Below are 22,481 nucleotides of genomic sequence, written 5' to 3' on the forward strand. Positions count from 1 at the left end.
GACTAGTTCCTTTTCATCGTCTTGGGGTTTGGGGTCAGGGGTTCCTCTGCCGCCGGCACGTGCCGGCAGCAGCAATTCGTGATCTCGACGTGCTGGGTCGGGGCAGCCGGCGCGACACGCGCCAGAAGCGCTGCGAGGCGGTCGACGAGGACATCATCGATTGCTGCCGGCGGCAGGGAGTTCGCCGCGGCGCGGGCGGCGGTGGGCCAGGATTCCAGAAGCGGCGCCGCGGCCTGACGCTTCCTGCTACCGCCCTTCCGCAAATCCTCGACGTCGGCGTCGAGCACTGGAAGCCCGGCATCGCGCAGCGCCAACAGGATCAGGCTCTGGACCGAGATGCCTTGCTCGACAGCGGTCCGCCGGATCGCGATCGCGAGGTCCGGGCGAACCCGGAACATGAGCGGCTCGGTCCGCTGGACGGATTGGCTTGCCGCCGCGGCTGCCGGCTTCTGCCGGGAATGGGCGACGCCGTCGGGAGCGGGACTGCCTGGATCTGCAGAACCGGGCGCCGTCTTCGCCTTTGTCTTCCCGCCTTGATTCGATCTCACGATTTCCGCTCCATGTTCGTCCTCTCAGACTTGATGTTGGCATCTCGCGGCGAACGAGCACCTCGATTTCCGGAATTCTTGCGCGCGGCCGACTTGCGCGTCTTGCCTGCGGTCTTGGGCTTGGCCGTCGCGGTTCCGCCGGCCCTGGCGGCGAAGCGCCGGGCGACCGGCATGCTGACGAAGCCGCGCCAGATCGCGGTCCGCCGGTTGAACTCCAGCCCCAGCGCGTGGAGCTCCAGCGCGAGTTCCGGCGGGATCGCCGCGGGATATCGGATCTCGACCCGGCGCCGCCGGCTCCCGGTTTTCCCGGCCTTGGTCTTTGCCGGTCCCGGCTTCGCGGCTGCCGCGACGCCTGCCTCGCTCCACCGCTGGGCTCGTCCGGCGTCATGGCGATGGCGCGCGATGGTGCTGAAGACTCCCAGCAGGACATCGTGGTCCCAATCTGCCAGCCCGGCCTTGACGACGATGCCGCCAAACTCGATGCGCTTCCGATCGAGCGCCGCCCTCGCCTTCATCTCCTCCAGCGACTTGATCCGTTTCCTGGCCGCCGGCTCGACTTTCGCGTTCGCCGCCTGAAGAGCCCGGCCCCCCAGCTTTCGTCCCTCCGCGGCCCATTTCCGCTGCCAGGTCAGGTTCGTCTTGAAATCCGACGCCGCCCGCAAGGCACCGAGCAGCACTTCCGGATTTTCGTCCAGGATGCAGGCGGTCTCCCCCAGCAGCCCCAGGCGCCAGAGGCGACCCGTGCGCTCGCTCCGCGCATCCTGGAACGCAGCCTGGCGCCCGCCCCTGAGCACCAACCGGATGACAGAATCCTGGAGCTCGCCCACGGCGGTCTGCTCCCGTTTTACCGATTCAAGGATCTCCCGGTCGAACTTCCCAATCTTGTTCATCGTCGTCTCCAGTGTTCGGTTCATCTGCTATCGGTCATCCTGAGAGATGGTCTTGTGCTGACCCGCTCGCCACCGATCGAAACAAATTCCTGAATCTCATTCGAAGTCCGCGTCCCGATTTCAGGAAGCCCCGCACCCGGCCCCGGCGCCCCGCGCGCGCGAGGAACCGTCGATCCCGCCCTCGACCAACCTTCCTCAAAAGAGCGATGACCGGCTTTGCCGGTAACGAGCGTCAGCCGCCGGCTGACGAGAGAGCGCAATATGGAATTTGCGCAGAGTGCAAATTCCGGGATTGCGGCGGGCCGGAATGAAGGACAGCCGAGCAATTTCCGGCCGCGGATGCCTGACGCTTCTATCTGGGACTCCCGAGGAGGCGGATTTCCCGTCTCCCGCGCCATGACAGAGGAGTCTCAGAAATGGCTATCGTCCATATCCAGGTTGACGTGTTGTCGACCGCGCGCGGCCAAAGCGCCGTCGGTGCTGCCGCCTATATCTGCCGCGAGCGGTGGACCAGCCACCTGACCGGGGAGACCTATAACTTCCTGCCCGAAGAGGTGAAGCAGGCGCGGGAAGCCGCAGCCCTGGAAGCCGCCGCCGCCGCGATCAAGGCCGAGGACAAGAAGAAGCGCAAACGCAAGACCGGCAAGCCCAAGGAGAAGAAGCCCAGGAAGAAGCGGCGCAAGAGCGACATCATCGGCCGCCCCATGGTCATCCTGCCGCCCGGCGCCCCGAAGCGGTTCAACGATCCCTTGACCCTGTGGAAGGAGGTCGAAGCGGCCGAGATGACCATGGACAGCGAAACAGGATTTCCGCGGGCCAAGAAGAAGGCGACGCTCGCCAAGCACGTCATCCTCGCCCTGCCCAAGGAACTGACCGACGACGAGCGCCGCGATCTGGTTCGCGAATGGGTGAAGCATGCCTATCCCGGCGTCGCCGTGATGGCGGTTATTCACGATGCCGACGATCCCGAGAAGGGCAACCATCACGCCCATCTGCTCGTGTCGACCCGGACCCTCGACGAGAAGGGTTTCGGTAACAAGGCGACCTACCTCGATCCGAAGTTCTTCAATTCCGGAGGCTTGCAGGTCTATGTCGAGTCGCAGGATCTTCAGGGCCAGTGGCGGGATTTCCAGAACCGCTTCTTCCGGCACCGGGGCATTCCGCTGGTGGTCGACGCCTTCATCGAGGGCGGCGGCGTGCACTGGGGCGACGCCCGCTTCATTCCCGACAGCGTCCGGGTGGAGAACGACGAGATCACCCGCGCGGCGGCGCGCGAACGCATCCTCGATCCCAAGAATCTGCTCGCCGACACGATCAAGAACCGCGCCACCTTCACCCGCAAGTGGCTCCGATGGTACTTGAAGGCGCACCACATCCTCGGCCAGGAGGCTTCCGATCTGATCGACCGGGCGATCGCCGATCCGGATGTCATTCCCCTCTACGACCCCGAGTCCGGCAAGGCACTCAATCTCTATACGACCAACGCGGCGCGGAACCAGGAACGGCTGATCCTGGAAACAGCGAGGACGCTCCTCGGGCGCAAACCGACCCAGCGCCAGCTGGCCAGGATGCGCGCCGACATGCCCGGAAGGATCGAGACCATGACCTTCTCCGGGGAGCAAAGGGTGGCCTATGAGCACCTGCTGCTCTCCGGACGGATCGCGATCTGCCGGGGCATCGCCGGCGCCGGCAAGTCGCACGTCATCAAGGGCGCCAAGGCCACCTACGAGGCCGCCGGCTTCCGGGTCGTCGGTCTCGCTCCCACCAACAAGGTCGTAGACACGATGCGGACGGAGGGGTTCGCCTACGCCAACACCCTCCACTCGGAGCGGTATCGGCTGGAACACCCGCGTCGCAACACTCTCCTCTGGAACGCCAACACCGTCGTGATCGTGGACGAAGCCGGCATGATCGATTCCGGAATGATGGAGTGGCTCGTCAAGACCGCTGCTGCCACCGGCGCCAAGCTCATCCTCGTCGGCGACGAGGAGCAGCTGACCTCGGTCGAGCGCGGCGGGATGTTCGCGATCCTGAAGCAGCAACTCGGGGCCGTCGAGCTCAAGGACGTCCGGCGCCAGCATGAGGGCTGGGCTAAGGAAGCGACCCTGGCGCTCTCCGAAGGCCGGATCCCCGAGGCACTGGAAGCCTATGCGGCCCGGGACAGGATCCACTGGGCGGACGATCCTGATGGAGCCACCGACCATCTTGTCACGCGATGGGACGAGGATCGGATTGCCGCTCCCAAGGCCCCCCGCTTCGTCTATGTCGCCACCAACGCGGCGGCGAACAAGGTCAACGACCGCCTCCAGGCAGCCACCTTCCCCGACCGGCTGGATTTCCTGGAATTCGACTGCGTGCGCGGAAAGATCAAGCTCTTTCTCGAGGACCGGGTCCAGTTCCACGAGACCGACAAGAAGCTCGGCATCATGAACGGAGCGGCCGGCAAGGTCGTTTCCATGGCGGCGGACGAGATCGTGGTCGAGACCGATGCGGGGGCGACGATCGTATTCGACCCGACATCATTTACGGGCTGGGGCCTGGGTTACGCCGGCACGGTCTACCGCGGTCAGGGACAGACGCTTCCTAGGACCTACGCCCTCTACGACCACGTGACGGCGTGGTCCAGGCGATCGGCCTACGTCGCTCTCACACGGCACCGTATGGGATTCGATCTCTTCGTGCCCAAGACCCTGGCCCGCGATCTTGGCCAGCTCGGTCGGCAGATGTCCCGCGGCGACGGCAGCGAGGCCTCGCTGACCTACGCGACCCGCGACGAAGCCGGCCTGCTATTCCCGAAGGCAACGATCAAGGCGGTCCAGGATCAAGGAGCGCCCAGGCAAGTCGATGCCGGCGATTCCGCTCCGGACGGCCTCGTCGATCATTGGCAATTCGCGCCGTACCGCCGCTTCGCTGCCGACTACTCCGCCCTCAAGAAGGCGGCCAAAGCCGCGAGCCCCTACTCCCCGATCCACGCGCATTTCAAAGGCGCCAATGAGGCGGCGCTTGATCGCGGAATTCTGCCCGAGACCGGTTACCGCGACCCGCGATGTCTCAAAGACTGCATCTCGAGGAACAACGGTCTCGTCCGCAGGCCCGACCCGGAACTCGTTCCCGCCAAAGGCGAAATCGACGTCCGCGATCTCGTGGTCAACATCGAGAAACTGGAATACGGCGCCTGGTTCGCGATCCTGCGCCGGCTCCGGCAACTCGATCACCATGTTCTGCGGGCGATCGAGAACCAGCTGGACGTGATCGCCAAGCGGATCAACAACGTGATGGCCAAGGCGGATCTCCTCTCCGATCTGGTCGTCGCCCGGCACTTCGTGCGCTTCGCGAGCTTGCTGAAGCGGCGGAACGCCGATGGCACGCTCCGTCAGGCGCGGACCAGCCGCGAGTTTCGGACGCTACGCACGCTCAACCCGGTTCCGCGGCAGGCCCACGGCCGATTCCATCTCCGCCGCAACGATCCCGTCCATGGCTCGGTCCTGGCCGACGTCTTGGGATTTGTTTCGGCACGGGCGCGGCGCCAGGCGATGGCGAACGCCCGGCAGAACACGGCCGGCCGGAACGCCACGCCGGCCAACGCGCCGACCCCGGCGCAGCCGCAGCGGCGTGCGCCCACGGTCGTTCCGCCGTCGCCGCGGCAGATGCCGCCGCTCCCGCGGCACCTGCCACCAGTAGCGCCTTCCCACCCGGCAGCGCCGACATTACCTCCGCAGCGGCCTGCGCCCACGGTCGTTGCGCCGCCGCGGCCGGTGCCACCGGTCCCCCGGCAGGTTCCGCCAGTGGCGATTCCCAAGCCGGCAGCGCCGACACCACCTCCGCAGCGGCCTGCGCCCGCCGTCGTTGCCCCGCCGCCGCAAACGCCGGCGGTCCCGCGGCATGTTCCGCCCGTGGTAACTCCGAAGCCGGCAGCGCCGACACCACCTCCGCAGCGGCCTGCGCCAACGCTGCCGAAGGACGAGCCGTTGCCGCCGCGGGCGTCCAGGACCAACCCGCCGCCGCGCAAACGGGACGACGGACCGGCGCTCTAAGCGCCGGTCCGCATTACTGTGGGGCAGCCACCGCCCTTTCTTCCCAAGCCGCTCAGTCACCCCACGCTCGATAGCAAGTCAGCAAGCAATCGAGCTGGATGAATACGGTCTCCCGCAAACCCATCGTCATCGCCTGACTCGGGCAGAGCGTGCGAACCCCAATCGAGGTCAATGCCATCGATCGCCACCGCAGCTTCGTGCGCGGTGGCGGTCGAGGCCAGGAAAAGGCCGAGGTCGGAAAGCCAGAGACCAAAGTTCTCTGCTGCCGCGCCCTCAAGAGCAGGCATTCATCAGATGACAGTACTTTCCGCGAAGCGACCCAAGAGACCACTGTCCAGCCATCGTACCTACGTGAAGGACTGGGACTGGGACCCGCACGTCGTCCCCTGCACCAGGATCGACGCCGAGGACTTGGCCCAGATGGCCGAGTCGATGGACGAGTTCGCCGTCTACCAGGTCGGCCCCAACACCCTGCCGTCGTCCGAGGTCTCGCGCATCACGGAGCCGCTTCGAGCGCTGGCTTGGCCGGACCGCGATCTGCTGACCGATCCCAAGGAGCTGCGGCGGATTCTCGCCCGTCAGCTTACCGATCGTCTGGCGCGCCTCAAGATCAAGACCGGTCGTCATGTCCTTGCCGGCGTCGTTCTGCGCGTCGAGGAAGGCAATGAGCGGAAGCTTCTCGTTCTGGTCATCGCCTCCGGCCGCGTCGAGAGCTGTGACCTGGAACTGATCGGCCGCCAGGCGGCGGCTTAAGACCCGCGGCCGCGGGCGTCCCACCGTGAACGCCCGCGACCGCGGCTCCCTCCGAGCGACCAACGATGCGGTCGCCCTCTCCTGGAAAGAACGCAGATGGCAAGCCAGATCATCGCCCTCCCCAACGAACTCTTCATCGCCTTCCACCGCGCACACTGGAATATCGCGATGGCAATCCGCTCCCCTGAACTGGAAATGACCTTCATCGGCGATTCCGGCAACGAAGTCTTCGTCTTCACGACGGATTGCCGCTCGGTCGGTCTGACGTCCCGGCCCAGCGGAGACCCCCAGGTCGTCGCTCTCATCATTGCGCCAGACGATGTCGATGTAGCGCAATGGACCTGGCCGCGACCGCTCGGCCATGACGCCGTCGCAGCCCTGATCGACCGGCTCCAGGTCGTGATCGAAGACTCGGATGACTTGACCGCGCACGATCGTTGTGAGCTCGGGGCCCATCTCGCGGCCGCCAGATCCGGGCCGGCGAACGGCCTCCGGCCGATCGTCGCGGCGCAATCATTCAGTCCTTGGCACCCCAAGCTGCTCCTGCAGGGCCAGTGGCTGAGCGTTGCCCACGCGTCCGAGCTGGCGAACCTTGCAAGCAAGCTAGAAAGCTACCGATCGCGCCTTGCTGCCGCCGACTGCGAGATGCTGATCGCCTCCCTCTCCTGCCAGGCCGAGCTCGGACTTCGCCTCAGGCTTGACGCGCGGAGCGACGGTCGCCGTGACCACGTCGCCCGGCTCAAGACGGAGAGCCGCCGCGGGTCATTGCGCAGCTGTATCGATGGCGCCACCCAGCTCGCGGGTGCGACCTGCGGTGCTCTGCATCTTTACGATCCCTACACCATCTACTATCGGCCTTTGGAGCGGGTTCAGCAGCTAGTTGCGATCCATGATGAGATCCAGCCGGCGGCGCGGCGTCAGCGGACGATTCCGAGGTGGCGGATCCAGTGCTGGTTGGATGACGACAGCTCCGCGCTGCGGGAACGGCTTCCCGTACCGAGCTCTATGCCCGTAGAGGCGCTGCCGGATGCGGCGGAGCTTTGGCTTGCGGACAACGATATGGGACGCTGGCTGGGCGTGGACCATTTTGTCCGCGCGGTGCTCTCACATCTCAAGTTCTGCGATCTTTCGCTGTTGCAAGCGGGGAACGGTCGCGTTGGACGGCTCCTGTTCGGGCTCGACCTGCATCGCAGCGGCTGGCCGATTCTGCCCTGGGAGGCAGCAATCGAATGCAACTACGATCTCTACACCGCGAGCCTTCGCGAAGCCCTGTCGTCGGGGCAGTCGCATCGGTTTCTCGAAGCCATGTTCAAGATCCTGGGTGACGCGATCACCATCGGTGACCGGATGATCGAGCTCGTCGTGCCCGAGCGTCCGCGTCTGGCCGAGGCGCTTCGGCATCCGGATTGCCTCGGTCCGGAGGCTTCTCCTGAGGACGCGTGGGAGCGCGCCGAAGAGCTGCTGGGATGCATCTTCATCGAGACCATCAAGGACGAGAAGAATGGACGACTCCTCCTGAGCGACCTCGAGGAGCTCGGCGTTCTCGAGCGGAGCTCGACCCCCGTCGGCGCTCTGTTCGGAGTTCCGGCCGTTCGTCGCCTCTTCTCGGAGTTGCCGAGCATGCTGGGGTACCCGGCAGATTGAGGCACGTTCGGCGCGCCTGGTCAGGGTTCTACAGGTAAACACTTCGATATTGGATCGTCGAGACCGAAGTACCGATAAATAAACTCGCAGCTTCTCAGGCCGTTTCCATCGTCCACGACCCAATAGACATAGCCGGACCAAACACCGGAGCAGACTATGTCGGATGACGAGGACACGAACCCAGGGCCATGCCAAGACGCACGAAATCGCGCTCTTCTGACACCGTCCCTCGCCTGCGCGACGGGGCAGAAGTGCCGCCCGAGCGGCGGCGACTACGTTTGGAAACTATATCCATAGCATGAGCATCGAGTTTGTTGGACGAATAGAACTATGGCGAAAAGAGACCGCATCCCGGATCAGTGGCCTGGGCTCATGTGCGACGAGTTATCTGCGCGATATCTCTCAATGTCTGTGAGCAGTTTCCGAGGACTGGTGAACACTGGAAAAATCCCGCAAGGCAAACGCGTGTTCGACACCTCCATGATTAGGTGGCGACGCAAAACGCTCGATGCGGTGATCGATCAGATCTGTGGACTCCCAGCGTGTAATACGGCGAACAACGATAACTCCGGCGATGAATGGATGGCGGCTATTCATGCGAATTAAGCTCGACTACATTTGGCAACCGAAGGCGAAGGGTAGGACCTACACCTACTACCGACGCGACGGACAGCGTCTGCGGATCGCCGGAGAGCTTGGTTCGGCCGAATTCTTTGCCGACTATCAGCGGATTCACGCAACCTTCGAGAAGCTTAGCCAGCAACCTGCGACTAAGCCCGGCAGCCTCAAGGCGTTGATCACAGACTACAAGACAACGAAGAAGTATCTCGACAGGGCGGTTAAAACCAAGAAGAGCTACCTGCGCTACTTGAGTACTCTCGAGCGAGACTATGGCGACCTGGCGGTCTCCACCATGCCGATGCCGTTCGTTGTGGCGCTCCGCGACAAGTATCAGGACACGCCGCGGACGGCCAATGGTTACATTCAGGTCATGAGCATCCTCATGAAGCGAGCGAAGGAGAAGGGCTGGATCACTCACAATCCCGCGCAAGGCGTTGAACTCCTGGATACTGGAGAGGGCCATCGTCCGTGGGACGAAGACGAGATCGCGGCGTACCGCGCCCGCTGGTCACTGGGAACGCTCGAGCGAACAGCTTTCGAGCTTGCTTTGAACACAGGGCAACGCGGCGGTGATTGTGCGGCGATGGAGCACATTCACATCAAGGACGGTACGATCGCAGTGAAGCAACTGAAACTTGGTGGAAAGCGAAAGAGGATCAGGGGCAAACGCAAAAGCACCGGCGGCGGCCGAGTCTGGGTCCCTATCTCGAATGACCTGCGCGTGGCACTTAATGCATGGGCTGCAAGACAGCAGGCGTGGATTCAAGACCGGCTCAACCGGAAAAGGCCGCTGCCAATCCATATCGACGTGAAGAAGATGATCCTCACCGGCGAGAAAGGTAAAGCCTTCACCGACGGGACCTTCAGTCACAAGATCAACGATGCCTCGAAGAAAGTGCCCGGTCTCGTCGTCGGCGCTAAGATCGGCGGCGTCACCCCGCACGGCCTCCGTCTTGCCGCTGCTACGCGCCTGTTTGAGCTTGGGCTGAGTTGGGACGTGATTGCCTCCATCACGGGCCACGATACGGCTGAGATGGTCGCGTACTACACCGAGCAGAAGCGCAAGGCGAAGCTCGCCATCGGCGCTCTCAATGCCGCGACCGCAGGCACCGCAGAACAGACGGCGACCGAACCTGTAAAACCGAGCCTGTAAGACTGTAAAACCGACGTACCAGTAACGTCCTTGGAACCGTCTGAAAGCCGCGTAAATCCTGGATTTTGGGATGGTGGGCGCAGTAGGACTCGAACCTACGACCCGCTGATTAAGAGTCAGCTGCTCTACCAACTGAGCTATGCGCCCGGACCAGATCCGGAAAGATCAAGGCCGCGCAAACTGGCGCGGCCGGGGCGGGATATAGCAAAGGCATCCGGCTTTGTCGATAGCCCAATTCGCCAACAATCCCAGATAGTTGGGCGAATCTCTCTAGGCGTCCTCGTTGCCCAGGCGGCGGCCGATCCGCTGGTCGCGGTGGATGTTGACCGAGAGGACCAGCCCGAAGCCGATCATGACCGTCATCATCACGGTGCCGCCGTAGGAAATCAGCGGCAAGGGGACGCCGACCACCGGGATCAGGCCCATCACCATCGCGGTGTTGATGAAGAAATAGCAGAACAGATTGAACGACAACCCATAGGCCAGCAGCCGCCCGAACTGGCTCTTGCAGCGGACCGCGATCACCACGCCATAGGCCACCAGCAGCACGAAGAGGCCGAGCAGCACCAGGCCGCCGACCATGCCGAACTCCTCGGCATACATGGTGAAGATGAAGTCGGTCTGCCGCTCGGGCAGGAAATCGAGGTGGCTCTGCGTGCCCTGCCCGTAGCCCTTGCCCCAGACGCCGCCGGAGCCCAGGGCGATCTTCGACTGGGTGATGTGATAGCCGGTGCCCTGGAGGTCGCTCTCCGGATCCATGAAGGTCATGATCCGGGCCTTCTGGTAGTCGCGGAGAATATAGGGCGAGGTCCAGGCGTAATAGGCGACACCGACTCCCATGGCGAGGACCAGCGCGAATTTCCACCAGCGCACGCCGACCACGACGAACATCGCCGCCGCCACCATCATCAGCATGCCGGCGGTGCCGAGATCGGGCTGCTTCAACACCAGGGCCGCCGGCAGCAGCACCAGGATCGTCGGCAAGACCAGCGAGAGCGGCCGCCCGATATCCTCATAGCTCAGGCCATGGAAATAGCGCGCCAGGGTCATGACCAGGGTGATCTTCATGACCTCGGAAGGCTGCAGCTGCACCACGCCGAGATCGATCCAGCGCTGCGCGCCCATGCCGATCTCGCCGGCGAAATCCACCCAGACCAGCAGCAGGACCGAAACCAGGTAGAGCGGATAGACCAGGCGCATCAGGATCTTGAGATCGACCATGGCGACCGCGAACATCATCGCCAGGCCGACCGCGAAGCGCGCCATCTGACGATCCATCCAGGGATCCGCGCTCAATTGCGCCGCCGAATAGAGCATGGCGAAGCCGATCGAGGCGATGCAGCCGATCAGGAAGATCATCGGCCAGCTGATCTGCGCGACCTTGTCGCGCCAAGTCATCCGGTTGCGGGCCGAGACGCCGAGTTGCGGACCCAATCCCCCCATTATGGCATCTCCCGCCTTCCGCCCTCGTTGTTCGGGTTGCGGCGGGCCGGATCGCGGCGCTGGCACTCGATCAGTATGTCGCGGGCGATCGGTCCGGCGTAGCGCGCGCCGCCGCCGCCATGCTCGATCACGACGGCACAGGCATAGCGCGGCTCATGCACCGGCGCGAAGGCGACGAACAGCGCATGATCGCGCTGGCGCCAGGGAGTGTCCTCGTTCTTGCGCACGCCGACCGCGCGTTCGGCCATGGTGATGCGGCGGACCTGGGCGCTGCCGGTCTTCCCCGCCATCTCCATGCCGGGGATGGTGATCCGCGAGGTATAGGCGGTGCCGCGCTGGGCGTTGCAGACCCGGTCCATGCCGTCCTTCACGACGTCGAGCCAGCTCTGTTGCAGGTTGAGCTTGGGATAGGGGCTCGGCCCGTCGGCCTTTGCGGGTTCGTTGGCCTTGAAGAGATGCGGCTTCACCGCATAGCCGCCGTTGGCCACCCGCGCGGTCATCACGCAGAGCTGCAACGGCGTCGCCAGCACGAAGCCCTGGCCGATCGCGTTGATCAGCGTCTCGCCCGGATGCCAGGTCTGGCCGAGCACCGCCTTCTTCCAGGCGCGGTTCGGGATCACGCCTGGCTTCTCGCCGGGAAGATCGAGGCCGGCGACGTCGCCAAGGCCCAGCTCCTTCGCCGCCACCGCGATCACATCGATGCCGATGGTGCGCGCGAGCTCGTAGAAGAATACGTCGCAGGAATGCTGGATCGCCCCGGGCATGTCGACACGGCCGTGGCCTTCCTTCTTCCAGCAATGGACGCGCATGTTGCCGAGCGTGTAGTAGCCCGGGCAGAACACGTTGAAGGCCGGGCTCACGCCGACCTGCTGGGCGGCGATCGTGGTCGCGATCTTGAAGGTCGAGCCCGGCGCGAACTGGCCGGCGATCGCCTTGTTGGTCAGCGGCCGATACTCGTCCGAAGTCAGCTGCTGCCATTCCGCCGGCGAGAGGCCGCGATAGAAGGCCGAGGGATCATAGGTCGGCGTCGAGGCCATGGCGAGGATGTCGCCGTTGTAGATGTCCATGATAACCGCGGCGCCGGAAAATTCCGCGGAGAGCCGCTGCTGCACGAACTGCTGCAGGCCGATGTCGAGGCTGGTGACCAGGTCCTTGCCGGGGGTGCCTTCCTCGCGCGCCAGCTCGCGGATGACGCGGCCGACCGAGTTGACCTCGAGCTCGCTCTGGCCGGCCTGGCCGCGCAGCGGCGATTCATACTGCCGCTCCAGCCCGTTCTTGCCGATCCGGATGCCGGGCAGCGAGAGCAGCGGGTCCTTGTCGTCCTCGATATCCTTCTCGTTCGGCGCCGAGACATAGCCCAAGAGATGCGCGGCGATGCCGCCGAAGGGATAGACGCGCTTCTGGTCGACCTCGATGCTGATGCCGGGCAGGTCGGGCAGGTTGATCTCGACGCGGCTGACCTGCTCCCAGTCGAGGTCCTCCTTGACCGGGATCGGCGCGAACGGCCGGTTGCGCGAGAGCTCCTTCTTGATCTTGGCGCGCTCGCGCTCGGTGATCGGCACCAGCTCGGCGAAATCATCCAGCGTGCGCTCGAGATCGGTGGTCTGCTCGGCCACCAGCATCGCCCGGTAGTTCGGGTAGTTGTCGGCGAGCGGCAGCCCGAAGCGATCGTAGATCAGGCCGCGCGACGGCGGCAGCAGGCGGAGATTGATGCGGTTCTCGTCCGCCAGCAGCTTGTATTTGTCGGCCTGCAGCACCTGCAGGTAATAGAGCCGCCCGGCCAGCGTCAGGGTCAGTCCGGCCTGGCCGAGACCCATCAGCGCGGCACGTCGGTTGAAGACGCGGGACTGGGTCCGGTTGGGAAGCTTCCTCATTGCGCCACTCTGACCAGCGAACGGCGCTGGATCCAGGCGAAAACATAAGCGCAGGGCGGATAGGCGACGGCGCCGATCATGTAGAGGAACAGCGCCGGACGAAGGTTGAAGTCGATCTGCTCGCGCACGATCGTAGCCAGCAGCCACTGCACCAGTCCGGCCACGCCGGACATCAGCAGGAATCCGGCCCAGACGATGATGAAGGGCGCGCTGGCGAAGATCTTGCGCTGGGCCAGGGCAACGCGATAGCCGACCAGGAAGGTCAGCATGTTGACCCCGAGCAAGGTGCCGAGAAGGAAATCGCTGAGCAGCCCGATCGCCGCCACCGCCCAGACCGTCATCAGCCGCGGCCGGTAGAGGGTCCAGTAGTAGATCGGAATCAGCACCAGGTTGGCGTTCATCGGGCCGAGGCCATGCGTGTTCCAGGGCAGCAGTCCCAGAAACAGCAACAGCACCGCCAGCGCCACCGGTATCGAGCGGCGCAATGCAACATCGATCTGCTGTCCTACGGTGGGCCTGAGCGCCATCTCAAGTAAGCCGCAAAGCGGCTATTGCGCGCGGGGCAACTTGCCCAGAGCAGGCGAAGTCACGTCCGTCGCCTGCGACGTATCGATGCCGAGATCCTGCATCAGAATGCCGGGCAGGCTGTAATCGACCAGCCGGATGTATTCCATCCGGTCGAGCTGCGCATAAAGCTGGACCAGGATATGGCCGTCGGCGACGCGCATCACTTCGCCCACCGGCAGGCCGACCGGGAAGTTGCCGCCGACACCCGAGGTGACGATGCGGTCGCCGACCTTGATGTCGACGTCGCGCGGCAAGTATTGCAGCTCGGGACTATCGGAGTTGTTGCCCGACAACACCGCCTGGTCGCGCGTGCGCTCGACCACAACCGGCACGCGGGCGCTGATATCGGTCAGCAGCAGCACGCGCGAGGCGCGCTTGCCGACCTCGAGCACGCGTCCGACGAGACCGGCGCCGGTGATCGCGGCCTGGCCCTTGACGACGCCGTCATTCTGCCCGGCGAGCACGATCAGCGAGCGCACATAGCTTGAAGACGCATCGGCGATGACCGGGGCGGTCACGTAGCTCGCGCGCGGGTCGGGGGTGAATTTCAGAAGATCGCGCAACGCGGCGTTCTGGCTCTGCAGCTCGCGGCCGATCGACTGCCACTCGAGCAGCGTCTGGTTCTCTTGCGCGAGGCGGGCGTTTTCCTGCTTCAGCGCGACCAGCTCCTGCACCGTGCCTGCCGCTTCCTTGGCGCTGGCGATCGGCCGCGACGCGGCCTCCATCACGGGAGCGATCAGATCGATGAGCAGGGTGCGAGCGCGCGAGACGACGACAGTGTCGGCCTTGCCGACCAGCATGATGCCGAAGGACAGGAGGATCAGGAGAACAAAAGCGAACCTTTGAGTCCAATTGCGTGCCGCAACCGCAACGCTCACAGATCCGACACGCTGTTTCACGTATGCCCTCCTTACGCGGGCAACCGCTGAACCCAACTATTTCCGTCGCTTAGGCCATATTTTCACAAGTCGTGTGCGGCCCGCAACGAAAAGCTAAGGCAGTATCGCAGAAAGTGGTTAACGAAGTGAATCCGGGTTAGTACATATTGATGAGGACATGGCGGTGCGCCTTGATGTCCTCGAGGCACCGCCCGGTGCCCAGAGCGACGCAGCTGAGCGCGTCGTCGGCGATCGAAACCGGCAGGCCGGTCGCATGCCGCAGCACGTAATCCAGGTTGGCGAGCAGCGAGCCGCCGCCGGTCAGCACGATGCCCTTATCGACGATATCGGCCGCCAGCTCCGGCGCGGTGTGCTCCAGGGCCACCTTCACCGCCTCGATGATGGCGCCGACCGGCTCGGCCAGGGCTTCGGCGACCTGGCGCTCGGTGATCACCAGCTCCTTCGGCACGCCGTTCATCAGATCGCGGCCCTTGATCTCCATGACGCGGCCGTCGCCGTCTTCCGGCGGGCAGGCCGAGCCGATTTCCTTCTTGATGCGCTCCGACGAGCCTTCGCCGACCAGCAGGTTATGATTCCTGCGGATATAGGCGATGATCGCCTCGTCCATCTTGTCGCCGCCGACGCGAACAGAGCGGGAATAGACGATGCCGCCGAGGCTCAGGACCGCGACTTCGGTGGTGCCGCCGCCGATATCGACCACCATGGAGCCGGTCGGCTCGGTCACCGGCAGGCCGGCGCCGATCGCCGCGGCCATCGGCTCCTCGATCAGGTAAACCTTGCTGGCGCCCGCGGATTCCGCGGATTCCTGGATGGCGCGGCGCTCGACGGCCGTCGAACCTGACGGCACGCAGACGATGATCTGGGGCTTCGCGAAGATCGGGCGGCGGTTATAGACCTTGGTGATGAAGTGCTTGATCATCTCCTCGGCGACCTCGAAATCGGCGATGACACCATCCCGCAAGGGTCGGATCGCCTGGATGTTGCCGGGGGTACGGCCCAGCATCATCTTCGCCTCGTCGCCGACCGCCAGCACATGCTTCTTGCCGCGGGTATCGGCGATCGCCACCACGGAAGGCTCGTTCAGCACGATGCCGCGACCCTTCACATAGACCAGCGTATTCGCGGTCCCGAGGTCGATGGCCATATCGGAAGACATCATGCCGAGCAGTCTGGTCAACATTGAGAACCCGCACCCGTTACGCCCGACCGCGTCGCCTGAATCGATTGTCAGGAGCAGCGCGATAGCGGGCCAAAATGGCAATTTTCAGGCTGACTCGACCTTGCCGGAAAACCGCTGGAATTGCCCCCGACTCGGCGGCCTCGCCGACCCGGAAATACGCGGTAATTAACTTGGATTTGTCACGCCTTAGCGGCTGCGCGCGCCGAGATTCCAGACCGAGTCTGCAAACCTCATAAGCCGCGCCGGCCGCGAGACTTTTACCGCCGCCCCCATAGGGCCACAAGCGAATTAATAGATCGTTTCGAAGCCTCCGCCCGTATTCCCAAAAAGGATTCCCAGGCGGGCGCTTTTTCAGACCGGCAGGGCCCATAGGGCGAAGAGCGGACGGGCATGCGAGCGCATGGCATGCCGGACGTTGGGCTGGTTGTAGAGCGTGCCGCCGATGCCCGGCGTGAACCAGCCGGTGCCCTCCCGCCACCAGTCACCCTCGGAGAGGACCAGATAGATCTCCTCCGGCGGGTGATGATGGACCGGATAGTCGGTGTGCGGCGCTAGAAGCGTGGCGCCAATCCAAAGATCCTCGCGCGGCTCCAGCCCGTTCGGACCGACCAGCATGGTGTTGGCATGGCTCTGCTGAAACCGCTCGTCGCCGCCCGGACGGCGATACCAGGTCAAATCAGCCGCGATCTCCCGCACGGCGGCGTTGAGCGGCGTCGACAGGACCAGCGCTTCGTCGAGCAGATCGCAGATCGGGAACCGCACCGGCTGCGGCGCCGGCTCCGCCTCGGGCATGCTGCCCAGCCGCGCCTCGACGCGCTCCAGCACGCGCGCGGTATCTGCCGAGCGCGCGGCATCGGCTGCGACCGATCGGCACAGCAGGTCGAGCACGGCCTGAAGTTTCTTGTCGCGTGAAGCCATGGCGATCTCTACCGCACCGGCGACCACCAATGCCCGGCCATGGCGAGCATGACCTGCAGCTTGATGCTGTCGGGGTAATAGCCCTCGGGCGGCGTCGCGACCATCCGGGCCCAGAGCGCATCCACCCATTCCTGGGCGCCGGGAACCTCGGCCGGCACGCTCATCGCGGCGACGGCGAAGGGCGCCATGAAGGCCTGGCTGAACGAGGGATCGATCACCGTGCCGTCGAGCTTGTAGCTCTCGGCGATGGCGGTGGGATCGTCGCCGGTCGCCTTCCGGATCCATGCGGTCATGCGCCGGACCGCATCGATCGAGCGCCGGTCGCCGCTGACCAGCGCATCGACCCCGAGCCGCCAGGGCGTGCGGCAGGCATTCCAGGCATAGTCGCCGTCGGTCGGCGCTTCCAGGAACTTGGGCGGCGCCGGCTCCGGCGCATCGGTGGTGCCGGTGATGAAATCCGGCAGCAGCCCGGTCAGCGGCGCGTAGGTCACCTGCATATGCGTCGCGAGGTCGAGATGGGCATCGATGGTCGGCAGCCAGTCGTCGGGATTGACCGTCGCGAAGGCCCGGAAGTGATCGACCATCCAGTCCGAGGACCGCGTGGCCTTGGCATAGTCGCCGTCCGGCGCCACCCAGTCGCCGAGCAAGGTGAGATGCGTGGCGGGATCGACCGTGTGCTTCACGATCGCCTCCAGGGTCCGCTCCGCCTCCGCGCGGTAGTCGACCGCGCCCCGCGAGCCCCACTGCACATCCGCCAGCAGCAGGGCATAGGCGATGTCGAGATCGCCGTCGGTGGCCGAATCCCGGCCCATGATGTCCTGGCAGGTCTCGCTTTGGGCCCAGGCCATCAGCCACTTGTTGTAGCTGCTCGGATGCCGGCGGACATAGTGCAGCAGCTGGTCGAAGACCGGCTGTGCTTCCGGATCATGGCCCGCCATCAGGGCGACGATCACCATGCCGTAGCCCTGGCCCTCGGAGACCGTCACCGCCTTGCCCTCCGCCGCGTCGGCGCGGATGCGCAGCTGGCCCGCGCCGCAGCCGGGAATCACATAGTTCTCTTTCCAGCTGTCGTAGAAAGCGGCGACGGCCTGGTCGAGCTGGTCGGTGCTCTGGGTCGGCCTGAGGGTGCCGCGCGGAAACGGCACATGCGAGGAGGCGAAGGGGCGGCTGGGCGGATCGGCCAGTGCCGCGCCGCAAAGGAAAAACGCGGCCGCCGCGATGCCGAGCACGATCCTGAAAAAGCAAGAACGCCGCATGCCCCCATCCCGGCCTTCCCCCTGAAGGGGGAAGGAGAAGAAAGGCGATGCGGCGCGATCGCGCTCGAAGTCCCCTCCCCCCTTCAGGGGGGAGGTCGGGAGGGGGGCCTGTTGCAGCCGTGACGCTTCCATCGCTTGCCTGGTGGAAGATCCAGCGGCCTCCCTCAAGCGATCAATTCTTGGTCTTGTCGACCAGCTTGTTCTTGGCGATCCACGGCATCATGCCGCGCAGCTTCTCGCCGACCTGCTCGATCGAATGCTCGGCGGAGCGGCGGCGCATCGCCTTGAAGCTCGGCTGGCCGGCCTGGCACTCCAGCACCCAGTCGCGGGCGAAGCGGCCGGACTGGATGTCGTCCAGCACGCGCTTCATCTCCTTCTTGGTCTCCTCGGTGACGATCCTCGGGCCGCGGGTATAGTCGCCGTATTCCGCGGTGTTGGAGATCGAGTAGCGCATGTTGGCGATGCCGCCCTCATAGATGAGATCGACGATCAGCTTCACCTCGTGCAGGCATTCGAAATAGGCCATCTCCGGCGCGTAGCCCGCCTCGACCAGGGTCTCGTAGCCGGCCTGGATCAGGGCGGTCAAACCGCCGCAGAGCACGACCTGCTCGCCGAACAGATCGGTCTCGCATTCCTCGCGGAAGTTGGTCTCGATGATGCCGGAACGGCCTCCACCAATCGCACTCGCATAGGAGAGCGCCAGCTCCAGGGCGTTGCCGCTCGGGTTCTGATGCACCGCCACCAGGCAGGGCACGCCGCCGCCGCGCGAATACTCGGAGCGCACGGTGTGGCCCGGGCCCTTCGGCGCGATCATGACGATGTCGAGGTCCGGGCGCGGCTCGATCAGCTTGAAGTGGATGTTGAGGCCGTGCGCGAAGGCGAGCGCCGCGCCCTGCTTCATGTTGGCCGCGAGCTCGTTGCGATAGAGATCGGCCTGCAGCTCGTCCGGGGTGAGGATCATGACCAGATCGGCCCACTTCGCCGCTTCCGCCGGGGTCATCACGGTGAGGCCGGCGGCTTCCGCCTTCTTCTGCGAGGCCGAGCCCGGGCGGAGCGCCACGCGGACTTCCTTGACCCCGCTGTCCTTCAGGTTGAGGGAATGCGCATGGCCCTGGCTGCCGTAGCCGACAACGACGACCTTCTTTCCCTTGATCAGGTTCACATCGGCATCACGATCGTAATAGACACGCATCTCGAAACTTCCTCTTTGCAAACGAAATGGGAGTTGGGGGCTTCTAAGCTTTGGCTCTACGCCTCAGGACCGCGGGCGATCGCGACCACGCCGGTGCGCGACACGTCGATCAGCCCGAGCGGCTGCATCAGATTGATGAAGGCATTCACTTTCTCGGTCGATCCGGTCATCTCGAAGACGAAGGATTCGATCGTCGCATCGACCACATGGGCGCGGAAGATGTCGGCGATCCGCATGGATTCGACTCGCTTCTCGCCGGTCCCCTGCACCTTCACCAGCGCCATCTCGCGCTCGAGCGACGGCCCTTCGACGGTGAGGTCGGTGACCTTGTGCACCGGCACCAGGCGGCGCAGCTGGTTCTTGATCTGCTCGATGATCATCGGCGTGCCGGAGGTGACGACGGTGATTCGCGAGAGATGCTTGGAGACATCGGTCTCGGCGACGGTCAGGCTCTCGATGTTGTAGCCGCGGCCCGAGAACAGGCCGATGACCCGGGCCAGCACACCGGCCTCGTTGTCCACCAGCACCGAGATCGTGTGCCGTTCCGATTCGTCGCCCTTGCTCACGGCCAAAAACTCCGTCCCGCTCTTTGCGCTGCTGCGTTCCGACATGGTCTATCCCCCGGGCTACACCAGCACCATGCCTTCTTCCGAGATCGGCTTCGCGGTCTGGTCTTCCGGCCCCAGCAGCATCTCGTTATGCGCCGCGCCGGACGGGATCATCGGGAAGCAGTTCTCGCGCTCGTCGACCGCGACATCGACGATGACCGGTCCCGGCGTCGCCAGCATCTTGGCGATGACACCGTCGAGGTCGCCGACCTTCTCCGCGCGCAGGCCGGTGGCGCCGAAGGCATCGGCCAGCTTCACGAAATCCGGCAGCGCGTCGCTGTAGCTCTCGGAATAGCGGCCGCCATGCAGCAGCTCCTGCCACTGGCGCACCATCCCCATCCACTTGTTGTTGAGGATGAAGATCTTCACCGGCAGGCGGTACTGCACCACGGTGGACATCTCCTGGATGTTCATCATGATCGAGGCCTCGCCGGCGACGTCGATCACCAGCGATTCCGGATGCGCCACCTGCACGCCATAAGCCGCCGGCAGGCCATAGCCCATGGTGCCGAGGCCGCCGGAGGTCATCCAGTGGTTCGGCTGCTCGAACTTCAGAAACTGCGCCGCCCACATCTGGTGCTGGCCGACTTCGGTGGTGATGTAGAAGTCCTTGTCCTTGATCGCGGCATAGAGACGCTGCAGCGCGTATTGCGGCTTGATCACCTGGTCCGACGCCCGGTACTTCAGGCAATCGCGCGCGCGCCACTTGTTGATCTGGTCCCACCAGGCCGCGAGCGCTTTCGCATCGACCTTGATCTGCCGGGCTTTCCAGATCCGCATCATCTCTTCGACCACATGGCCGACATCGCCGACCACCGGGATATCGACCCGGATGTTCTTGTTGATCGAGGAGGGATCGATATCGACGTGGATCTTCTTCGAGCCCGGCGAGAAGGCCGCGAGCTTGCCGGTCACGCGGTCGTCGAAGCGCGCGCCGATGTTGATCATCACGTCGCAGTCGTGCATCGCGAGATTGCTCTCGTACATGCCGTGCATGCCGACCATGCCCAAGGACAGCGGATCGGAGCCCGGGAAGGCGCCCAACCCCATCAGCGTCTGGGTGCAGGGAAAGCCGGTCATGCGGATGAAGTCGGTCAAGACCGCGCAAGCCTGCACACCGGAATTGATGCAGCCGCCGCCGATGTAGAACAGCGGGCGTTTTGCGTGAGCGATCGCCTCGACCGCCTTCTCGACCTGGGCGCGGTCGGGACGGACCGGCGGGTTGTAGCTGCGGTGCTTCTGGCCGGCGTGGTTGACGTATTCGTACTTCGCCTGCTGCACGTCCTTCGGCAGGTCGATCACCACCGGGCCGGGACGGCCGCTCTTGGCGACGTGGAAAGCCTCGTGGACCTTGCGCGACAGCTCCTCGATCGATTTCACCAGGTAATTGTGCTTGGTGCAGGGCCGGGTGATGCCGGTGGTATCCGCTTCCTGGAAGGCGTCGTTGCCGATCAGATGCGTCGGCACCTGGCCGGTGAGACAGACGATCGGAATCGAATCCATGAGCGCGTCGGTGAGGCCGGTCACCGCATTGGTGGCGCCGGGACCCGAGGTCACCAGCACGCAGCCGACCTTGCCGGTCGAGCGCGCATAGCCCTCGGCGGCATGCACCGCCGCCTGCTCGTGGCGGACCAGGATGTGCTTGATCCGGTTCTGCTTGAACAGCGCGTCATAGAGCGGAAGGACGGCGCCGCCGGGATAGCCGAAAATGACATCAACGCCCTGATCGATCAGCGCTTTGACAATGATTTCCGCTCCAGTGATCGGTTCGACCGCCATGATCCACTCCTAGAAGGGGTTTTAACCCTTTGAAACAACCGGGGAATACTGCATGCCCCACGCATCGCCGCCAGCCCTTTTTTCGGGCCAGGGCGCGGCACCGTAGTGGCTCAGTTTTGGTGGGTCAACAGGAAATCGCGAATTTTATAACGTAAGGGCGCAAGGTAACTTTGCGAAAATTTCATAGCTTCCCGGTCTGGAGCTAAGAAAATTGCTCCAGCCAGCTGCCGGCGGAACCAGGTCCCCTGCCGTTTGGCATAGTTTCGGGTCGCCTGCTGCGCTGCCGCGACCGCCTCCTCCAGGCTCCATGCGCCGTCCAGGTGCCGGGCCAGTTCCCGGAAGCCCAAAGCCTTGAAACCGGCCTGCTCCTGGTCGGCATCCGGATACGACCTGCGCGCCGCCGCCACCTCGTCGAGGGCGCCCTTCGCCACCATGGTGATCAGCCGGTCGTCGCAGGCGGCGTAGAGCTGGTCGCGCGCCGGCGCCGTCACGAAGGAGAGCGCCTCGACCGCGAGCGGCGGGTTGCTCGGCTGCCGCTGCCACCAGGCGAGCGGCTTTCCGGTCGCGGCGAGGACCTCCCAGGCCCGCATCAGCCGCTGGCTGTCGCTCGGCCGGAGCTTCCCCGCAGTCTCCGGATCGCGCGCCGCCAGCCGCGCATGCAAGCCCTCGGCGCCGAGCTCCGCCAGCAGCGCCTGCGCTTCGCTGCGATGCACGGGGTCGATCTCGGGGATCGGTGCAAAGCCTTCGAGCAATGCCCGCAGATAGAGCCCGGTCCCGCCGACCAGAAAGGGCACGCGCCCCGCGCCCCACGCCACCTGGATTTCGGCAGCCGCCAACTCCGCCCAGCGCGCCGCCGTCGCCGGATCGTCCAGCGGCAGGATCCCATAGAGCCGATGCGGCACGGCGGCCATCGAGGCGGCATCGGGCTGCGCGGTCAGGATCGGCAGGTCGCGATAGATCTGCATCGAATCCGCGTTGATGACGATGCCGCCGAGATCGGCGGCGAGATCGAGCGCCAGGGCCGACTTGCCGCTGGCCGTGGCGCCGGCGATGACGATCGCTTTCAGCTTGTCGGTCGCGTCTCGCTTCCCCATAGTCCCGCCCACGATTTCGGGAATCCCC

17 protein-coding genes and 1 tRNA gene are annotated in these 22,481 nt (G+C 64.8%); 4 read left to right on the plus strand and 14 right to left on the minus strand.

Annotation, left to right across the window (positions count from 1 at the left end):
- Positions 1 to 2: 2 nt before the first annotated feature.
- Positions 3 to 398: a hypothetical protein gene (locus tag ACH2CY_RS25285; RefSeq protein WP_395022617.1), complete on the minus strand. Its 396-nt coding sequence runs from the start codon at positions 396 to 398 to the stop codon at positions 3 to 5.
- A gap of 146 nt (positions 399 to 544) precedes the next feature.
- Entirely contained in the window at positions 545 to 1,438 is an 894-nt protein-coding gene (locus ACH2CY_RS25290) for a conjugal transfer protein TraD (RefSeq protein WP_395022618.1), read from the minus strand.
- Between the two features lie 416 nt (positions 1,439 to 1,854).
- Here ACH2CY_RS25290 and ACH2CY_RS25295 point away from each other — a divergent pair, with 416 nt between their 5' ends.
- From ACH2CY_RS25295 to ACH2CY_RS25310, 4 genes are all read left to right on the plus strand, one after another.
- Positions 1,855 to 5,472 carry an AAA family ATPase gene (locus ACH2CY_RS25295; RefSeq protein WP_395022619.1) on the plus strand — a complete coding sequence of 1,206 codons (3,618 nt, stop codon included), beginning with the start codon at positions 1,855 to 1,857 and terminating at the stop codon, positions 5,470 to 5,472.
- Positions 5,473 to 5,766: 294 nt separating this feature from the next.
- Complete coding sequence (locus tag ACH2CY_RS25300; RefSeq protein ID WP_395022621.1) at positions 5,767 to 6,225, plus strand: hypothetical protein; 459 nt, start codon at positions 5,767 to 5,769, stop codon at positions 6,223 to 6,225.
- 96 nt (positions 6,226 to 6,321) lie between these two features.
- Positions 6,322 to 7,869 (plus strand): hypothetical protein, encoded by a 1,548-nt coding sequence (locus tag ACH2CY_RS25305; RefSeq protein ID WP_395022622.1) that lies wholly within the window; start codon positions 6,322 to 6,324, stop codon positions 7,867 to 7,869.
- 595 nt (positions 7,870 to 8,464) lie between these two features.
- Complete coding sequence (locus tag ACH2CY_RS25310) at positions 8,465 to 9,643, plus strand: tyrosine-type recombinase/integrase (protein WP_395022623.1); 1,179 nt, start codon at positions 8,465 to 8,467, stop codon at positions 9,641 to 9,643.
- A 71-nt stretch (positions 9,644 to 9,714) separates the two neighbouring features.
- Here ACH2CY_RS25310 and ACH2CY_RS25315 read toward each other — a convergent pair.
- The 12 genes from ACH2CY_RS25315 to miaA all read right to left on the minus strand — a co-directional run bounded on the left by ACH2CY_RS25315 (position 9,715) and on the right by miaA (position 22,453).
- Positions 9,715 to 9,790: transfer RNA gene (locus tag ACH2CY_RS25315), tRNA-Lys, on the minus strand.
- 123 nt (positions 9,791 to 9,913) lie between these two features.
- Complete coding sequence (gene rodA / locus ACH2CY_RS25320) at positions 9,914 to 11,086, minus strand: rod shape-determining protein RodA (RefSeq protein ID WP_395022624.1); 1,173 nt, start codon at positions 11,084 to 11,086, stop codon at positions 9,914 to 9,916.
- Positions 11,086 to 12,960 carry a penicillin-binding protein 2 gene (gene mrdA / locus ACH2CY_RS25325; protein ID WP_395022625.1) on the minus strand — a complete coding sequence of 625 codons (1,875 nt, stop codon included), beginning with the start codon at positions 12,958 to 12,960 and terminating at the stop codon, positions 11,086 to 11,088. The genes rodA and mrdA overlap by 1 nt, the downstream gene beginning before the upstream one ends.
- Positions 12,957 to 13,487, minus strand: a complete 531-nt coding sequence (gene mreD, locus ACH2CY_RS25330; RefSeq protein ID WP_395022626.1) for a rod shape-determining protein MreD — start codon at positions 13,485 to 13,487, stop codon at positions 12,957 to 12,959. Before mreD ends, mrdA begins: the two co-directional genes overlap by 4 nt.
- Before the next feature lie 21 nt (positions 13,488 to 13,508).
- Positions 13,509 to 14,426, minus strand: coding sequence for a rod shape-determining protein MreC (gene mreC, locus ACH2CY_RS25335; protein ID WP_395022627.1), 918 nt, complete (start codon positions 14,424 to 14,426; stop codon positions 13,509 to 13,511).
- Positions 14,427 to 14,562: 136 nt separating this feature from the next.
- Positions 14,563 to 15,606, minus strand: coding sequence for a rod shape-determining protein (locus ACH2CY_RS25340; RefSeq protein WP_379953501.1), 1,044 nt, complete (start codon positions 15,604 to 15,606; stop codon positions 14,563 to 14,565).
- 351 nt (positions 15,607 to 15,957) lie between these two features.
- Positions 15,958 to 16,524, minus strand: a complete 567-nt coding sequence (locus tag ACH2CY_RS25345) for a dimethylsulfonioproprionate lyase family protein (protein ID WP_395022628.1) — start codon at positions 16,522 to 16,524, stop codon at positions 15,958 to 15,960.
- Positions 16,525 to 16,532: 8 nt separating this feature from the next.
- Positions 16,533 to 17,780: a glycosyl hydrolase family 8 gene (locus ACH2CY_RS25350; RefSeq protein WP_395022630.1), complete on the minus strand. Its 1,248-nt coding sequence runs from the start codon at positions 17,778 to 17,780 to the stop codon at positions 16,533 to 16,535.
- Positions 17,781 to 17,952: 172 nt separating this feature from the next.
- Positions 17,953 to 18,972 (minus strand): ketol-acid reductoisomerase, encoded by a 1,020-nt coding sequence (gene ilvC / locus ACH2CY_RS25355; RefSeq protein ID WP_395022631.1) that lies wholly within the window; start codon positions 18,970 to 18,972, stop codon positions 17,953 to 17,955.
- 56 nt (positions 18,973 to 19,028) lie between these two features.
- Positions 19,029 to 19,538 carry an acetolactate synthase small subunit gene (gene ilvN / locus ACH2CY_RS25360; RefSeq protein WP_395022632.1) on the minus strand — a complete coding sequence of 170 codons (510 nt, stop codon included), beginning with the start codon at positions 19,536 to 19,538 and terminating at the stop codon, positions 19,029 to 19,031.
- A gap of 60 nt (positions 19,539 to 19,598) precedes the next feature.
- Entirely contained in the window at positions 19,599 to 21,359 is a 1,761-nt protein-coding gene (locus ACH2CY_RS25365) for an acetolactate synthase 3 large subunit (protein WP_395022633.1), read from the minus strand.
- 110 nt (positions 21,360 to 21,469) lie between these two features.
- Positions 21,470 to 22,453, minus strand: coding sequence for a tRNA (adenosine(37)-N6)-dimethylallyltransferase MiaA (gene miaA, locus ACH2CY_RS25370; protein WP_395022662.1), 984 nt, complete (start codon positions 22,451 to 22,453; stop codon positions 21,470 to 21,472).
- Positions 22,454 to 22,481: the final 28 nt, after the last annotated feature.

This window comes from Dongia sp. (assembly GCF_041905885.1).
Taxonomy (GTDB): Bacteria; Pseudomonadota; Alphaproteobacteria; order Dongiales; family Dongiaceae; genus Dongia.

Bases quoted from the DNA above. Each gene is read 5' to 3' on its own strand.
- ACH2CY_RS25285 (WP_395022617.1), bottom strand. From the start codon at position 398: ATGTTCCGGGTTCGCCCGGACCTCGCGATCGCGATCCGGCGGACCGCT.
- ACH2CY_RS25290 (WP_395022618.1), bottom strand. From the start codon at position 1,438: ATGAACAAGATTGGGAAGTTCGACCGGGAGATCCTTGAATCGGTAAAA.
- ACH2CY_RS25295 (WP_395022619.1), top strand. From the start codon at position 1,855: ATGGCTATCGTCCATATCCAGGTTGACGTGTTGTCGACCGCGCGCGGC.
- ACH2CY_RS25300 (WP_395022621.1), top strand. From the start codon at position 5,767: ATGACAGTACTTTCCGCGAAGCGACCCAAGAGACCACTGTCCAGCCAT.
- ACH2CY_RS25305 (WP_395022622.1), top strand. From the start codon at position 6,322: ATGGCAAGCCAGATCATCGCCCTCCCCAACGAACTCTTCATCGCCTTC.
- ACH2CY_RS25310 (WP_395022623.1), top strand. From the start codon at position 8,465: ATGCGAATTAAGCTCGACTACATTTGGCAACCGAAGGCGAAGGGTAGG.
- rodA (WP_395022624.1), bottom strand. From the start codon at position 11,086: ATGGGGGGATTGGGTCCGCAACTCGGCGTCTCGGCCCGCAACCGGATG.
- mrdA (WP_395022625.1), bottom strand. From the start codon at position 12,960: ATGAGGAAGCTTCCCAACCGGACCCAGTCCCGCGTCTTCAACCGACGT.
- mreD (WP_395022626.1), bottom strand. From the start codon at position 13,487: ATGGCGCTCAGGCCCACCGTAGGACAGCAGATCGATGTTGCATTGCGC.
- ACH2CY_RS25340 (WP_379953501.1), bottom strand. From the start codon at position 15,606: ATGTTGACCAGACTGCTCGGCATGATGTCTTCCGATATGGCCATCGAC.
- ACH2CY_RS25345 (WP_395022628.1), bottom strand. From the start codon at position 16,524: ATGGCTTCACGCGACAAGAAACTTCAGGCCGTGCTCGACCTGCTGTGC.
- ACH2CY_RS25350 (WP_395022630.1), bottom strand. From the start codon at position 17,780: ATGCGGCGTTCTTGCTTTTTCAGGATCGTGCTCGGCATCGCGGCGGCC.
- ilvC (WP_395022631.1), bottom strand. From the start codon at position 18,972: ATGCGTGTCTATTACGATCGTGATGCCGATGTGAACCTGATCAAGGGA.
- ACH2CY_RS25365 (WP_395022633.1), bottom strand. From the start codon at position 21,359: ATGGCGGTCGAACCGATCACTGGAGCGGAAATCATTGTCAAAGCGCTG.
- miaA (WP_395022662.1), bottom strand. From the start codon at position 22,453: ATGGGGAAGCGAGACGCGACCGACAAGCTGAAAGCGATCGTCATCGCC.